The 13,985-nt window shown below is 67.6% G+C and carries 14 protein-coding genes; 6 read left to right on the forward strand and 8 right to left on the reverse strand.

Features of this window, described 5'->3' with window-relative positions; all coding sequences use genetic code 11:
• Nucleotides 1–7: 7 nt before the first annotated feature.
• Both sufB and ROV95_RS19630 read right to left on the reverse strand, forming a co-directional pair.
• Nucleotides 8–1,483: a Fe-S cluster assembly protein SufB gene (gene sufB / locus ROV95_RS19625; RefSeq protein WP_019659402.1), complete on the reverse strand. Its 1,476-nt coding sequence runs from the start codon at nucleotides 1,481–1,483 to the stop codon at nucleotides 8–10.
• A gap of 18 nt (nucleotides 1,484–1,501) precedes the next feature.
• Nucleotides 1,502–1,957, reverse strand: coding sequence for an SUF system Fe-S cluster assembly regulator (locus ROV95_RS19630; RefSeq protein WP_005408436.1), 456 nt, complete (start codon nucleotides 1,955–1,957; stop codon nucleotides 1,502–1,504).
• A 206-nt stretch (nucleotides 1,958–2,163) separates the two neighbouring features.
• Between ROV95_RS19630 and ROV95_RS19635 the strand changes: the two genes are divergently transcribed.
• Together ROV95_RS19635 and ROV95_RS19640 are read left to right on the forward strand one after the other, a co-directional pair.
• On the forward strand, nucleotides 2,164–2,631 hold the full coding sequence (locus tag ROV95_RS19635) for an SET domain-containing protein-lysine N-methyltransferase (RefSeq protein ID WP_026346957.1): 468 nt from the start codon (nucleotides 2,164–2,166) through the stop codon (nucleotides 2,629–2,631).
• A 161-nt stretch (nucleotides 2,632–2,792) separates the two neighbouring features.
• Complete coding sequence (locus ROV95_RS19640) at nucleotides 2,793–3,335, forward strand: type 1 glutamine amidotransferase domain-containing protein (RefSeq protein ID WP_024956948.1); 543 nt, start codon at nucleotides 2,793–2,795, stop codon at nucleotides 3,333–3,335.
• Between the two features lie 38 nt (nucleotides 3,336–3,373).
• Here ROV95_RS19640 and ROV95_RS19645 read toward each other — a convergent pair whose 3' ends face one another.
• The 4 genes from ROV95_RS19645 to ROV95_RS19660 form a co-directional block, all read right to left on the reverse strand.
• Nucleotides 3,374–3,970: a DUF1439 domain-containing protein gene (locus tag ROV95_RS19645; protein WP_019659399.1), complete on the reverse strand. Its 597-nt coding sequence runs from the start codon at nucleotides 3,968–3,970 to the stop codon at nucleotides 3,374–3,376.
• Between the two features lie 82 nt (nucleotides 3,971–4,052).
• The gene (locus ROV95_RS19650) at nucleotides 4,053–4,601 is read right to left on the reverse strand and encodes a hypothetical protein (RefSeq protein WP_021203134.1); all 549 of its coding nucleotides are present in this window, start codon (nucleotides 4,599–4,601) and stop codon (nucleotides 4,053–4,055) included.
• Between the two features lie 55 nt (nucleotides 4,602–4,656).
• Nucleotides 4,657–4,965 (reverse strand): DUF3861 family protein, encoded by a 309-nt coding sequence (locus tag ROV95_RS19655; protein ID WP_019659397.1) that lies wholly within the window; start codon nucleotides 4,963–4,965, stop codon nucleotides 4,657–4,659.
• A 282-nt stretch (nucleotides 4,966–5,247) separates the two neighbouring features.
• Nucleotides 5,248–5,646 (reverse strand): HU family DNA-binding protein, encoded by a 399-nt coding sequence (locus tag ROV95_RS19660; protein WP_005408442.1) that lies wholly within the window; start codon nucleotides 5,644–5,646, stop codon nucleotides 5,248–5,250.
• A 372-nt stretch (nucleotides 5,647–6,018) separates the two neighbouring features.
• Here ROV95_RS19660 and ROV95_RS19665 point away from each other — a divergent pair, with 372 nt between their 5' ends.
• Entirely contained in the window at nucleotides 6,019–6,450 is a 432-nt protein-coding gene (locus ROV95_RS19665) for an OsmC family protein (protein WP_251102627.1), read from the forward strand.
• A gap of 99 nt (nucleotides 6,451–6,549) precedes the next feature.
• Here ROV95_RS19665 and ROV95_RS19670 read toward each other — a convergent pair whose 3' ends face one another.
• Together ROV95_RS19670 and ROV95_RS19675 are read right to left on the reverse strand one after the other, a co-directional pair.
• Nucleotides 6,550–7,428 carry a PhzF family phenazine biosynthesis protein gene (locus ROV95_RS19670; RefSeq protein WP_312545971.1) on the reverse strand — a complete coding sequence of 293 codons (879 nt, stop codon included), beginning with the start codon at nucleotides 7,426–7,428 and terminating at the stop codon, nucleotides 6,550–6,552.
• A gap of 113 nt (nucleotides 7,429–7,541) precedes the next feature.
• Nucleotides 7,542–8,417 carry a PhzF family phenazine biosynthesis protein gene (locus ROV95_RS19675; RefSeq protein WP_312545973.1) on the reverse strand — a complete coding sequence of 292 codons (876 nt, stop codon included), beginning with the start codon at nucleotides 8,415–8,417 and terminating at the stop codon, nucleotides 7,542–7,544.
• A 75-nt stretch (nucleotides 8,418–8,492) separates the two neighbouring features.
• On the opposite strand from ROV95_RS19675, the gene ROV95_RS19680 reads away from it, so the two are divergent.
• The 3 genes from ROV95_RS19680 (at nucleotide 8,493) to murD (ending at nucleotide 13,906) form a co-directional block, all read left to right on the forward strand.
• Entirely contained in the window at nucleotides 8,493–11,087 is a 2,595-nt protein-coding gene (locus ROV95_RS19680; RefSeq protein ID WP_021203041.1) for a bifunctional aspartate kinase/diaminopimelate decarboxylase, read from the forward strand.
• 76 nt (nucleotides 11,088–11,163) lie between these two features.
• Nucleotides 11,164–12,516 (forward strand): UDP-N-acetyl-alpha-D-muramoyl-L-alanyl-L-glutamate epimerase, encoded by a 1,353-nt coding sequence (gene murL, locus ROV95_RS19685; protein WP_312545975.1) that lies wholly within the window; start codon nucleotides 11,164–11,166, stop codon nucleotides 12,514–12,516.
• Nucleotides 12,497–13,906, forward strand: a complete 1,410-nt coding sequence (murD, locus tag ROV95_RS19690) for a UDP-N-acetylmuramoyl-L-alanine--D-glutamate ligase (RefSeq protein ID WP_312545977.1) — start codon at nucleotides 12,497–12,499, stop codon at nucleotides 13,904–13,906. Before murL ends, murD begins: the two co-directional genes overlap by 20 nt.
• The last annotated feature ends 79 nt before the right edge of the window (nucleotides 13,907–13,985 follow it).

Here is a 13,985-nt window from a genome sequence, read left to right on the forward strand (position 1 = left end):
CGGGCGGTCAGCCCACCGAACCTTCCAGCGAGACTTCCAGCAGCTTCTTGGCTTCCACCGCGAACTCCATCGGCAGTTCGCGGAACACCTGCTTGCAGAAGCCGTCGACGATCATCGACACCGCGTCTTCCTGGCTGATGCCACGGGCGCGGCAGTAGAACAGCTGGTCGTCGGAGATCTTGGAGGTGGTGGCCTCGTGCTCGACGGTGGCGCCCGGGTTCTTCACCTCGATGTAGGGGAAGGTGTGCGCGCCGCACTGCTTGCCGATCAGCAGCGAATCGCACTGGGTGTAGTTGCGCGCGCCATCGGCATTGCGGTCCACACGCACCAGGCCGCGGTAGGTGTTCTGGCCGCGGCCGGCGCTGATGCCCTTGCTGACGATCTTGCTCTTGGTGCGCTTGCCGACGTGGATCATCTTGGTGCCGGTGTCGGCCTGCTGGCGGTGATGGGTCAGCGCCACGGAGTGGAACTCACCCACCGAGTCGTCGCCCAGCAGCACGCAGGACGGGTACTTCCAGGTGATCGCCGAGCCGGTCTCGACCTGGGTCCAGGTGACCTTGCTGCGCGCGCCGCGGCACTCGGCACGCTTGGTGACGAAGTTGTAGATGCCGCCAACGCCGTTCTCGTCGCCCGGGTACCAGTTCTGCACGGTGGAGTATTTGATCTCCGCGTCTTCCAGCGCGACCAGCTCGACCACTGCGGCGTGCAGCTGGTTCTCGTCGCGCATCGGCGCGGTGCAGCCTTCCAGGTAGGACACGTAGGCCTTGTCCTCACACACGATCAGGGTGCGCTCGAACTGGCCGGTGTGGCCGGCATTGATGCGGAAGTAGGTGCTCAGCTCCATCGGGCAGCGCACGCCCTTGGGAATGAACACGAAGCTGCCATCGGAAAACACCGCCGAATTGAGCGCGGCGAAGTAGTTGTCGCCCACCGGCACCACGGTGCCCAGGTACTGGCGGACCAGTTCCGGATGTTCCTTGATGGCCTCGGACATCGAGCAGAAGATGATGCCCTTCTCGGCCAGTTCCTTGCGGAACGTGGTACCGACGGACACCGAGTCGAACACCGCGTCCACCGCCACGCCTGCCAGCTTGGCACGCTCGTGCAGCGGCACGCCCAGCTTGTCGTAGGTGTCGAGCAGTTCCTTTGGCACGTCATCCAGCGAGGCGTACTTCGGGCCCTTGGGCGCGGAGTAGTAGCTGAGCGCCTGCAGGTCGATCGGGGCGATCTCCAGCTTGGCCCAGTCCGGCATCGGCAGGGTCAGGAAGTGGCGGTAGGCGTCCAGGCGCCACTGCGTCATCCACTCCGGCTCGTCCTTCTTGGCCGACAGGGCACGGATGGTGTCCTCGTCCAGGCCCGGCGGCAGGGAGTCCGATTCGATCTCGGTGATGAAGCCGGCCGAATACTTGCGGCCGAGCTGCTCGTGGATCTCGCGGTTGGGGGTGTCGTCGTGGGCGACGTTTTCGATGGTTTCGGTGGCCATGGGGGGGCTGCCTGTGGATCAGGAGACGACGTCGACAGCGATGGTGCGGCGCTGTTCGTCATCGGCAAGGGGAAGAGGGGGCAGGATCTGGGCGAGGGTGACATCGCGCAGGGCCTCGGAGACCACGTCGTTGATCAGCCGCCAGCTGCTGCGCGCGCCGCACTTGGGCGCCATGCCGCACTGGTGGTGGTCGTGGCTGCATTCGGTCAGGGCCAGCGGCCCTTCCATCGCTTCGACCACTTCGAACAGCGAGATCTCGATGGCCGGGCGGGTCAGGCGGTAGCCGCCACGGACACCGCGCAGGCCTTCGACCAGGCCGGCCTGGGCCAGTGGCTTGAGCACCTTGCTGACGGTGGGCGGCTCCAGGCCGGTGAATTCGGCCAGCTCGGTGGCACTGAGCACCTCGCCCGGACGGGCGGCAAGCACGGTCAGTACCACGGTGGCGTAATCGGTGAGCTTGGTGACACGCAACATGGGGATGCGAGTGGTTCTTAAAGCGGACTGAAATTGTACGCTTTTATTCGCCGCCGTCCAACCCGGGCATTCAGCCGGCGCTGGGCCGGGCGGGAGGACGCGCCGGGCCGTTGCCGGGGCGCCATGCTGCGCTACCGGGGTGATTTTCGCAATCACCCGGAATGGGCGAGAATCCAGGTTCCATCCGCTGCAAACAGCCCGTGCCGATGCCGAAGAAGATCCAAGCCCGCAAGTCCGCCATCCATGGCAACGGCGTGTTCGCCGTGGCCCCGATCAAGCAGGGCGAGCGCGTGATCCAGTACAAGGGCCTGCTGCGCAGCCACGGCGATGTTGATGCCGATGACAGCGGCGACGTCGAAAGCGGCCACACCTTCCTGTTCACCCTCAACGACGACTGGGTGATCGATGCCAACTACAAAGGCAATGACGCGCGCTGGATCAACCACAGCTGCGAGCCGAATTGCGAGGCCGTGATCGAGGAAGACGAGGACGGCGACAGCCGCGGTGACAAGGTGTTCATCGAGGCGCTGCGTGACATCACGCCCGGCGAGGAACTGACCTACAACTACGGCATCACCCTGGCCGAGCGTCACACTGCCAAGCTGAAGAAGATCTGGGAGTGCCGCTGCGGCTCGCCCAAGTGCACCGGCACCATGCTGCAGCCCAAGCGCTGACCGGTACCGGGTAGGGCCGGCCGCTGGCCGGCATGGCGCGATGCAGGTGCCGGCCAGCGGCCGGCACCACCTGGAGCTCTCCACCTGCCGTGCACGGCAGGGTCACTGCCCTGCAAGGGCCGTTCTTCCATTCTGTCGGCACCCCCAACCGGAGTGCACCCATGGCAGAACGATTGAAGGGCAAGCAGATTGCCATCCTTGCCACCCACGGCTTTGAACAGTCCGAACTGACCGAACCCAAGCGGCTGCTGGAAGCCGAAGGCGCGCGCGTCAGCGTCGTGTCGCCTGCAAAGGAGGCGACGATCAAGGGCTGGAAAGAGAAGAACTGGGGCGACGCCGTTGCAGTGGATATTCCGCTGGATGAGGCCGATCCGGCCAGCTTCGATGCCCTGGTGCTGCCGGGAGGGGTCATCAATCCGGACACGCTGCGTACCGACGAGGCTGTACTCGGCTTTGTCCGCGCAGTAGACGAAGCAGGCAAGCCTGTGGCGGCGATCTGCCATGGCCCGTGGCTGCTGATCAACAGTGGCCTCGCCGATGGCCGCGAGCTGACGTCCTGGCCGTCCCTGCAGCAGGATCTGACCAATGCGGGGGCGAACTGGCGCGATGCCGAGGTGGTGGTCGACGGTAACGTGATCACCAGCCGCAAGCCGGATGACATTCCGGCCTTCAGCGAGGCGGTGGTAAAAGCACTTGCCGCGTGATGCCTTGCCGGTAGTGCCGGCCCCTGGCCGGCACTACCTTATTTGCCCAGCAGGCCCGCTGGCACCAGGTTGCCCAGGTTCTGGTTGAAGGTGACCACCAGCTTGCCGTTCTTCACCTGTGCCGACTGCACCTGCAGGGCGCCGAGCATGCCGGCCACGGCCGGGTCCAGCTTGTAGATCGGCTCCCGCTGGGCGTAGTCGCTCAGCCAGGCGTTGAGCAGGCCGCGGGTACGGGAGTCGAGACGACCGCCCTGGTTGGCCGGGGTGAAGTCATCCACGCTCGGCTGCTGCAGGTGGAACCCCTGGGTCTGCGCGTCGTAGCGCAGGCCGCTGCTCAGCTTCACCGTACCCAGTTTGGCCGGGCTACCACCGGCAGTGGCCAGTGCCACGTCCATGCCAAGGTTCAAGCGCTCGCCGGCCGGAAGGCTCAGCTGCGGGTGGCTCATCGTCAGGGCGATCAGGCCGCCGAGCGCGTCCTGCGTGCGCGGGAAGCTGCCATCAAGGTACTGCTGTACGTCGCTGGCACCGACCGACAGTTCCCGGCCGGAAATGGAAGGCGCAGCCTGGGCGCCGATTGCAGCGGCGATCAGCACGGTGGAGGCCGCGAGGCGGGTCATCAGGGAACGCAGGCGCATGGCAGAGACCGATGGATGCGGAATGGATGGTTCAAAGAGTAGCCTTGCCGGCTGAATCGCGCGTGCATGCCGCCGCAACGGTTCAGTCCAGCGATGGCCGCAGTTGTGCCGACTGGATCTGCCAGGCGCTGCCGTCGGCGCTGGGTTGCACCCGGTACCAGCCGCCGAAGCGGAAGGTGCCCTCAGGAGTCACCGCGCGGATCCGCACCGGAACCTCCAGCAGCTGCGGCGGCTGGTGGCCGTCGCGCGCGATCGGCAGCTCGCTGGTCAGGCGCAGGCTGCGTACGTCCGTCAGCTGGCGCAATGCGGCATCGTCAGCGCGCCGGGCATCGCTGGGCGGGAAAGTCCACGCGGCGTCGGCGGCCTTGCGATCGCGATTGAGCAGGGCCATGACATACGCGTTGAGCATGGCCGCGGGCAGCTCGGCGTCGGCCGCGACGGCAGCAAACAGGGGATCGACATCGATGGCCCGCGCAGCCGCTGCATCGCTTGCTGCGGCGGTCTGCGGCTTCGTGCTGGCAGTCGTGCTGGCCGCTACCGGCGGTGCGGCATCCGCTGCGTCGGATTGCGATGGCGGCCTGGAGCAGGCCAGCAGCACCAGTGGTGCGATCAGTATCAGGAACCTGCGCATGCCAGCCTCCTCCCCGAGGCGAACGGAAGGAGGCAGTGTATCGGCTGTGCGGCGATCAGCGGGAGGAGGGCAGCTGTTCCAGTGCATCCAGCGCCGGCAGCACCTGCGCGGCGATGGCGGCCAGGGCATGGCCTTCTGTTTCGGCGTGGCGCTGCACGATGTCGCGCAGCAGCTGGGTGGCGATCACCAGGGTCGCGCGCTCGTCGCCGCTGACGCCAGCGGTGCGCGGCGCCGCTTCCAGCAGGCGCATGAGGTCTCGGCTGGCGCGATGTTCCAGTTCGATGGTGCAGCGCCCGGTGCACTGCAACCCGTCCTTTTCGATGGGGGTCACCGAGATCCGGTAGCGGGTGGAGGGGCTGGCCATGGGGGTGCTCGCCGTAGCTGTGGAGGATGTGCTCACCATAGGCAAGGCCACGGCCGGCTGCGACGGCTGGCGCCGCACGCAGTGTTCCACCCGGTACGTTCCGGGGCCTGCACAGGGCGCGCCCTGCCAGTGACGGCGGGCCTGAGCGGTCGTTTCCCGATATGCGGCAACGCTGTGTTGCGGATGGCCCCGGGGCGGCGCATCCACGCATGGCGCGGGAAGCGCGCAAAAAAAACGGGACGGCCAGAGCCGTCCCGTTGCAATCCGCGTTGGGGCGCGCGCTTACAGCGCGGCGTCCTTCAGCTTCTTCAGCGGACGCACCTTCAGCTTGGTGGTGGCCGGCTTGGCAGCGAACCACTGCTCTTCCTTGGTGAACGGGTTGATGCCCTTGCGCTTCGGCTTGGCCGGCACATTGACGGTGGTGATCTTCAGCAGGCCCGGCAGGGTGAACGAGCCAGCGCCCTTCTTGTGCACCGAGGAGGCGACGGCGCTTTCCAGCGAGGCCAGCACAGCGCGGACGTCCTTGGCGACGACGCCGGAGGCTTCAGCGATGTGTGCAACCAGGCCGGACTTGGTCAGCACTTCCTTGATCGGCTTCGGAGCGGCCGGCTTGGCGGCTGCCTTCGTCGCGACTTTCTTCACTGCCTTCTTCGGGGCAGCCTTCTTAGCGGTCTTTGCCATGGTTTCCTGTTCCGTGAACGGTTGGTTGTTTGGTCGGCGCCGAACCCCGTCGGCAAGCGCAATGTAGGGCAACTCTTGGGCGCCGCCAATAGCCCGAAGCGCGGAAAGTGCATGTTTTTTCATATCCAGGCCGATTCAGTACATGGCCGGCGGTGGGGGCTGGGGGCGTGTCAGCGTGCTCGAAGCCCGCCGCCTGCCCATTGGTGCACTGCGCGAAACCACTGAAAACAAGAGGAAAATGCGTTGCGCGCTGGCGAGGAAGTGTCCATCTTCCGGGGTCGGGGGCGACGTGGGGCGTGCGGCGGAGCGACGCAGGGCTAACGCGTGGCATGCGAGGGTGGCCGTTCATCACCGCCACGCAGGAGCAGCACAATGGGAATCTCGCGACACGCCACCGCGCACTGGGAAGGCGATCTGAAGTCGGGCAAGGGGCAGCTGAGCACGCCGCAGAGTGGACTGCTGGACAAGACCCGCTACGGCTTCAACAGCCGCTTCGGCGACGAAAAGGGCACCAATCCAGAAGAGCTGATTGCCGCCGCACATGCCGGCTGTTTCACCATGGCGCTGTCGGCCAAGCTCGGCGAGGCTGGCTTTACCCCGACCTCGCTGGACACCGAAGCCAAGGTCGACCTGTCGATGGAAGGCGGCCCGCAGCTGTCGCAGATCCGGCTGAAGGTAAAGGCGGTGGTGCCTGGCATCGACGCGACGCAGTTCCGCGCCATTGCCGATGACGCCAAGCAGAACTGCCCGGTGTCCAAGGCGCTCAGTGCGGTGCCGATCAGCCTGGAAGCCGAACTGGCCTGAGCCGACGCATCTGTAGAGCCGAGCCCATGCTCGGCTTCTGCAGCTCCCGTGATCTGGCCGGAGAGCAGCCGAGCGCGGGCTCGGCTCTACAGTGTCCCTTTACCAATCGATGGTGCCGGTGATGACGGTCTGCACCTGGCCGCCTGACCATACCTCGCCATCCTCATCGACCAGCAGGGTCAGGCGCGCGTCATGGCCGACTTCGCGGCCCTGGCTGACTTCGAACGGCGTCCGCCCACGCGGCAGCGCGTCGCGCAGGTCCAGCCATGCGGCAAGCACCGCATTGGCCGCACCCGAGGCGGCGTCCTCGAAGCGGCGACCGTTGCCGACGAAGGCACGCACGGCCAGATCGAATCCCTCACCGCCATCGCTGAAGGCATAGGCGAACACGCCCATGCTGTCGGTGGACTCGGCCAGTGCGGCCACCGCATCCCAGTCGGGTTGCAGGGCGCGCAACGCGGCTTCATCGGCCACCTGCACCACCCACCAGCTGCGCCCGCCCTGCATGCGCGCCGGCGGCAACGAACCCAGCGGCCAGCCCCTCAGTGCAGCCTGCAGGCGTGGATCGCAGGCCTCGGCAGTTTCGGCCAGCTGCGCGCGCGGGGTGCGGATGGCGATGCGCTGTTGCGTACCCTCACCGCTGACGCGCAGCGGCAGGGCGCCGGCAATGCCGTCCTGCACCAGCACACCGTCAACCGCTCCGGCCAGGCCCACCTGCAGCACCGCATGCGCGGTGCCGACGCTGGGGTGGCCGGCGAACGGCACTTCCTTCTGCGGGCTGAAGATGCGCAGCCGGTAGCTGGCACCGGCTGCCTGGGGCGGGAACACGAAGGTGGTCTCGGGCAGACGCGTCCAGCGCGCGATCGCCTGCATGCTGGCGTCGTCCAGGCCGTCGGCATCGAGTACCACGGCCAGCGGGTTGCCAGCGCCGGCGCGCGGGGAGAACACATCCAGCTGCAGGAAACGGCGGGTGGTCATCGGGGCGAAACTCCAGGATCGGTTGGCGCGCAGCTTAACGCGCGGTTGTAGAGCCGAGCCCATGCTCGGCTGTGTCGGGGTGTGAGAAGAAGCAGCCGAGCGTGGGCTCGGCTCTACAGCCAACGGATCTGGCCGTCGATGACCGGCTGCACCTGGCCGCCGATCCACACCGTGCCTTGCGCATCGACCTGTACCTGCACGCGACCATCGCGACCGACTTCGCGGCCCTGGCTGGCCACGTAGCGGCCCTCGCGGCCGGGGAGGGCATTGCGCTGCCGCAGCCAGGCGCCGATCAGTGCATTTGCACTGCCGGTCACGGGATCCTCGGGCACGGCGGGCGCATCAGCGGGGCAGAAGGCACGCACCACGCGGGTGTGGCCGGTGCCGGCTTCATCGGCGAAGACGGCCAGGCCTGTAGCGTCGGTGGCGAGGCTCCAGTCGGCCAGCGCGGCCATGTCCGGCAGCAGGCTGCGCACGGCGTCGGCATCGCGCAGTGGCAGCAGCCACCAGCGTGCGCCGTTGTCCCAGAGTTCGGGCACCTGCCCGTCGGCAGCGAGCGCCAACAGCGCGGCGGGCGCTCCGCCTGCCTCCGTGTCCAGTTGCCGTGCCGGCGGGCTGGCCAGCTGGATCTCCAGTGCCTCGGCCGGGCCGCTCACCCATACCGGCAGCAACCCTGCCGCGCACTGCTGCAGCAGGGCGCCGGCGCGAGGCTGGGCCAGGCCGCAGGTCACCGCCGCCCAGGCGGCGCCGACGCTGGGGTGGCCGGCAAACGCCAGCTCGCGGGTTGGGGTGAAGATGCGGATGTGGTAATCGGCGCCGGGCGCGGTGGGGCGCAGGAAGAACACCGTCTCGGAGAGGTTCAGCCAGGTAGCCAGGGCCTGCATCTGGCTGCTGGAGAGCCCGTCGGCGTCCAAGATGGCGCCCAGCGGGTTGCCGGTGCCGGGGCGGGCGGCGAAGACATCGAGCTGCAGGTAACGGAGGACGGCCATCTACGGGGATATTGCGCTTAGAATCAAAGGTTCCGCCCCCGAGGGCGGCTTCCCCACATTCTACATAGCCAATCCATGTCAGCTTCCCCCCTTGTCGATCGTTGGATCGTACTGAAGTTCGGCGGCACTTCGGTGTCGCGTCGTCACCGCTGGGACACGATCGGGAAGCTGGCGAAAAAACGCGCGGAAGAGACCGGCTCGCGCGTGCTGGTGGTGGTATCGGCGCTGTCCGGGGTCACCAACGAACTGACCGCGATTGCCGACGGCGCGCCCGATAGCCGGGACCGCGTGGCAGCGCTGGTCGAACGCCATGAAGGCTTCCTGGCCGAACTCGGCCTGGGTCGCGAGGTGCTGGCCGAACGGCTGGCCGCGCTGCAGGGCCTGCTCGACGATGCGCGTGCAGCCACCCGTCCGCTCGACTGGCAGGCCGAAGTGCTGGGCCAGGGCGAGCTGCTGTCCTCCACCCTGGGCGCGGCCTACCTGCGCGCCTCGGGCCTGGACATGGGCTGGATGGATGCCCGCCAGTGGCTGGACGCGATGCCGCCGCAGCCGAACCAGAGCGACTGGTCGCAGCGGCTGTCGGTGAACTGCCAGTGGCGCGCAGACGCGGAGTGGGTGCAGCGCTTCCGCGCGCAGCCGACCCGCCTGCTGATCACCCAGGGCTTCATTTCGCGGCATGCCGATGGCGGTACCGCCATCCTCGGCCGTGGTGGCTCGGATACCTCGGCGGCGTACTTCGGTGCGCTGCTCGGCGCCAGCCGGGTGGAGATCTGGACCGATGTGCCGGGCATGTTCAGCGCCAATCCCAAGGACGTGCCGGACGCGCGCCTGCTGACCCGCCTGGACTATTACGAAGCGCAGGAAATCGCCACCACCGGCGCCAAGGTGCTGCACCCGCGCTCGATCAAGCCGTGCCGCGATGCCGGCGTGCCGATGGCCATCCTCGATACCGAGCGCCCGGAACTGCCGGGCACCAGCATCGATGGCAGCGCCGCACCGGTGCCGGGGGTGAAGGCGATCAGCCGCCGCAACGGCATCGTGCTGGTGTCGATGGAAGGCATCGGCATGTGGCAGCAGGTCGGCTTCCTGGCCGATGTGTTCAACCTGTTCAAGAAGCACGGCCTGTCGGTGGACCTGATCGGTTCGGCCGAGACCAACGTCACCGTGTCGCTGGACCCGTCCGAGAACCTGGTCAACACCGATGTGCTGGCCGCGCTGTCGGCCGACCTGTCGCAGATCTGCAAGGTGAAGGTGATCGTGCCGTGCGCGGCGATCACCCTGGTGGGCCGCGGCATGCGCTCGCTGCTGCACAAGCTGTCGGACGTGTGGGCCACCTTCGGCCGCGAGCGCGTGCACATGATCTCGCAGTCGTCCAACGACCTGAACCTGACCTTCGTCATCGACGAGGCCGATGCCGATGGCCTGCTGCCGATCCTGCACGCAGAGCTGATCGACAGCGGCGCGATGCCGGTGGAGGAGACCGAAGTGTTCGGCCCGCGCTGGCGCGAGATTGCCGGCACCGTGCGCCCGCGCGGCACGCCGTGGTGGCGCGGCCAGCGTGCGCACCTGCTGCAGCTGGCCGATGCCGGTACGCCGCGCTACGTCTATCACCTGCCGACGGTGCGCGCCCGCGCCCGTGCACTGGCCGCAATCAAGCCGATCGACCAGCGCTACTACGCGATCAAGGCCAACAGCCACCCGGCCATCCTGCAGCTGCTGGAAGCCGAAGGCTTCGGCCTGGAGTGCGTGTCGCACGGCGAGCTGAAGCATGTGTTCCAGCACCTGCCGGAACTGTCGCCCAGGCGCGTGCTGTTCACCCCCAGCTTCTGCCCGCGCAGCGAGTACGAGGCGGCGTTCGCGCTGGGCGTGACCGTGACCGTCGACAACGTGGAAGCGCTGCAGCGCTGGCCGGACCTGTTCCGCAACCGCGAGCTGTGGCTGCGCGTCGATCTGGGCCGGGGCGAGGGCCACCACGCCAAGGTCCGCACCGGTGGCAAGGAGTCCAAGTTCGGCCTGCCGATCGCCCGCGTCGACGAGTTCGTGCGCGCGGCCACCGAACTGGGCAGCCGCGTGGTGGGCCTGCATGCGCACCTGGGCAGCGGCGTGGAAACCGCGCAGCACTGGCGCCTGATGTGCGATGAGCTGGCCGGTTTCGCCCGCCGCATCGGCAGCGTGCAGACCATCGATATCGGTGGCGGCCTGCCAATTCCGTACAGCGACGAAGACGAACCCTTCGACCTGGACGCCTGGGCCGAGGGCCTGGCCGAGGTCAAGGCGCTGCACCCGGCATTCCGCCTGGCGATCGAGCCGGGCCGCTACCTGGTGGCCGAATCGGGCGTGCTGCTGACCCATGCCACCCAGGTGGTGGAAAAGGACGGCGTGCGCCGTGTCGGCCTGGACGCCGGCATGAACGCACTGATGCGCCCGGCGCTGTACGACGCCTGGCATGACATCGAGAACCTCAGCCGCCAGGGCGGTTATGCCGAAGCGGCGTTCGATGTGGTCGGCCCGATCTGCGAATCCAGCGATGTGTTCGGCAAGCGCCGCAAGCTGCCGGTGTCCACCGCGCCGGACGACGTGATGCTGATCGCAGATGCCGGTGCCTACGGCTATGTGATGGCCAACACCTACAACCAGCGGATGTTGCCGCGCGAAGACGTGATCGAATGATCACCATGAGCGCTCTGCACCCGCCCACCGACACGCCCCGCGCCCTCGCGCGGGCCCGTGCCTGACCGGATACACCATGACTGCTTTCGACAAACACCAGGTTTCCCGCTTCCGCTTTGTCCGCTGCGAGTTCGCCGCAGAGACCGGCGTGGCCAAGCTGGTTTATGCCTTTGATGACGGCCCGGAGATGGTGGAAACCATCACCGTGCCGGGCGCCCCGTTCGTGCTGGACGAGGCGCGTGCCGCCGCCGTGCAGCGTGCGCTGCAGCTGCTGCACCTGATCGCCGGCGTCAGCTACTACAAGGCCGGCGTACCGGATACGGTCAGCATCGACAGTTACAGCATCGATGCCGATACCGCCGCACTGGTGGAGACCATTTACCTCAATGGCCTGGGCGAATTCGCCTACCGCAACGGCCTGAACCTGCGCGGCCGCTTCCGGTTGCCGGTGCAGGGCGAGGCCGTGCAGGCGCCGGCGCTGGGCCTGCGGCCGCACGCGCTGGTGGCCATCGGCGGCGGCAAGGATTCGCTGGTCAGCATCGAAGCGCTGCGCGGTGCCGGCGTGGACGAGACCGTGACCTGGATCGGTGGCTCGCAGCTGATCCGTGCGTGCGCTGAGCGCACCGGCCTGCCGACATTGAACCTGGGCCGCACGCTGGCGCCGGAACTGTTCGAGTTGAACCGCCAAGGCGCCTGGAACGGCCATATCCCGGTGACGGTGGTGAACTCGGCAATCATGGTGCTGGCCGCGTTGCTGCACGGCGTGGACCAGGTCGTGTTCTCCAACGAGCGTTCGGCCAGCTACGGCAGCCAGATTCCGGGCACCGGCGAAGTGAACCACCAGTGGTCCAAGGGCTGGGCCTGCGAGCAGGCGTTCGGCAGCCATGTGCGCAAGTACGTGGCGGCGGATCTGCAGTACTACTCGCTGCTGCGCCCGATGTCCGAGCTGGCGGTGGCCCGCCAGTTCGCCAAGACTGATTTCTACGACGCGCACTTCTCCAGCTGCAACCGCAATTTCCACATCCTCGGCGAGCGCCCGGTGAACCGCTGGTGCGGTGTCTGCCCGAAGTGCCATTTCGTCTTCCTGGCGCTGGCCCCGTTCATGCCCAAGACGCGCCTGGTGCGCATCTTTGGCCGCAACCTGCTGGACGATGCCGAACAGGCCGGTGGCTTCGATGCGCTGCTGGAATTCCAGGACCATAAGCCGTTCGAGTGCGTGGGCGAAGGCCGCGAATCGCGTGCGGCGATGGCGACCTTGGCGCAGCGCCCGGAATGGAAGGAAGACCTGTTGGTGAAGCGCTTCTGCAATGAGATCCAGCCGCAGCTGGATGCCGCCGAACTGGAACTGGCACCGCTGCTGCAGCTGCAGGGCGAGCACCGCGTTCCGGCTGCGCTGTGGGAACGGGTGCGTGAAGATTTCGAAGCTTGAAGGAAAGCGCATCGCGCTGTGGGGCTGGGGCCGCGAGGGCCGCGCCGCGTTTGCGGTGCTGCGTGAGCGCCTGCCCACGATGCCGCTGAGCCTGTTCTGCCCGGCGGCCGAAGTCGAGACCGCGCGTGCGGAAACGCAGGGCGCGCTGCAGGTACTTGGCGAACCCTCGGCCGAAGCGCTGGCCGCGTTCGATGTGGTGATCAAGTCGCCCGGCATCAGCCCTTACCAGCCGATCGCGCTGGCGGCGGCAGAGCAGGGCACCACCTTCATCGGCGGCACCGCGCTGTGGTTTGCGGAGCACGCGGCTGACGATGGCATCGTGCACGACACCGTGTGCGTGACCGGCACCAAGGGCAAGAGCACCACCACCGCGCTGGTCGCGCACCTGCTGCGGGCCGCTGGGCATCGCACCGGACTGGTCGGCAACATCGGCCTGCCGCTGCTGGAAGTGCTGGATCCGCAACCCGCGCCGGAATACTGGGCGGTGGAACTGTCCAGCTACCAGACCGGTGAAGTAGCGCGCAGTGGCGCCCGCCCGCAGGTGGCGGTGGTACTGAACCTGTTCCCCGAACACCTGGACTGGCACGGCAGCGAACAACGTTACATCGAGGACAAGCTGCGGCTGGTGACTGAAGCCGCACCGCGTATCGCCGTGCTCAATGCCGCAGATCCGCACCTGGCGGCACTGTCGCTGCCCGAGAGTGAGGTGGTCTGGTTCAACCAGCCGCAGGGCTGGCACATGCGGGGCGACATCGTGCATCGCGGTGAGCAGGCCGTGTTCGATACCCGTAACACGCCGCTGCCGGGCCGTCACAACCGCGGCAACCTGTGCGCGGTGCTGGCCGCGCTGGAAGCGCTGGGCCTGGATGCGGTGGCGCTGGCACCGGCGGTGCAGGATTTCCGTCCGCTGCCGAACCGCCTGCAGCGCATCGGCGTGGCCGATGGCCTGACCTACGTCAACGATTCGATCAGCACCACGCCGCACGCCAGCCTGGCCGCGCTGGAGTGCTTCGCCGGGCAGCGCATCGCGCTGCTGGTGGGCGGGCACGACCGTGGCCTGGACTGGACCGATTTCATGCAGCACATGGCCCACGACGTGCCACCGGTGGAGATCGTGACCATGGGCAGCAACGGCCCGCGCATCCATGCCATGCTGCAGCCGCTGGCCGATGCCGGCCGCTTCGGCCTGCACGCGGCGGGCGATCTTGCCGAGGCGATGGCGCTGGCACGTACCGCGCTGGGCGAGCAGGGCGGGGTGGTGCTGCTGTCGCCGGGCGCGCCCAGTTTTGGTGCCTACCGCGATTACGTGGCGCGTGGTCGCCATTTCGCCGAACTGGCCGGATTCGACCCGGACAGCATCAGCGCGATTCCGGGGCTGGGCATCGGGTAAGGGGTTGGATCCCTTTCCGCAGGAAAGGGCTCTGACCCCAGCGAGTTACCATCGGCGCATCCCCGGACGGACCCGGATA

This window comes from Stenotrophomonas maltophilia group sp. msm1, assembly GCF_032025805.1.
GTDB classification, from domain to species: Bacteria; Pseudomonadota; Gammaproteobacteria; order Xanthomonadales; family Xanthomonadaceae; genus Stenotrophomonas; species Stenotrophomonas hibiscicola.

Coding starts and splice junctions, on each gene's coding strand:
- sufB (WP_019659402.1), bottom strand. CDS start 1,483: ATGGCCACCGAAACCATCGAAAACGTCGCCCACGACGACACCCCCAAC.
- ROV95_RS19630 (WP_005408436.1), bottom strand. CDS start 1,957: ATGTTGCGTGTCACCAAGCTCACCGATTACGCCACCGTGGTACTGACC.
- ROV95_RS19635 (WP_026346957.1), top strand. CDS start 2,164: ATGCCGAAGAAGATCCAAGCCCGCAAGTCCGCCATCCATGGCAACGGC.
- ROV95_RS19640 (WP_024956948.1), top strand. CDS start 2,793: ATGGCAGAACGATTGAAGGGCAAGCAGATTGCCATCCTTGCCACCCAC.
- ROV95_RS19645 (WP_019659399.1), bottom strand. CDS start 3,970: ATGCGCCTGCGTTCCCTGATGACCCGCCTCGCGGCCTCCACCGTGCTG.
- ROV95_RS19650 (WP_021203134.1), bottom strand. CDS start 4,601: ATGCGCAGGTTCCTGATACTGATCGCACCACTGGTGCTGCTGGCCTGC.
- ROV95_RS19655 (WP_019659397.1), bottom strand. CDS start 4,965: ATGGCCAGCCCCTCCACCCGCTACCGGATCTCGGTGACCCCCATCGAA.
- ROV95_RS19660 (WP_005408442.1), bottom strand. CDS start 5,646: ATGGCAAAGACCGCTAAGAAGGCTGCCCCGAAGAAGGCAGTGAAGAAA.
- ROV95_RS19665 (WP_251102627.1), top strand. CDS start 6,019: ATGGGAATCTCGCGACACGCCACCGCGCACTGGGAAGGCGATCTGAAG.
- ROV95_RS19670 (WP_312545971.1), bottom strand. CDS start 7,428: ATGACCACCCGCCGTTTCCTGCAGCTGGATGTGTTCTCCCCGCGCGCC.
- ROV95_RS19675 (WP_312545973.1), bottom strand. CDS start 8,417: ATGGCCGTCCTCCGTTACCTGCAGCTCGATGTCTTCGCCGCCCGCCCC.
- ROV95_RS19680 (WP_021203041.1), top strand. CDS start 8,493: ATGTCAGCTTCCCCCCTTGTCGATCGTTGGATCGTACTGAAGTTCGGC.
- murL (WP_312545975.1), top strand. CDS start 11,164: ATGACTGCTTTCGACAAACACCAGGTTTCCCGCTTCCGCTTTGTCCGC.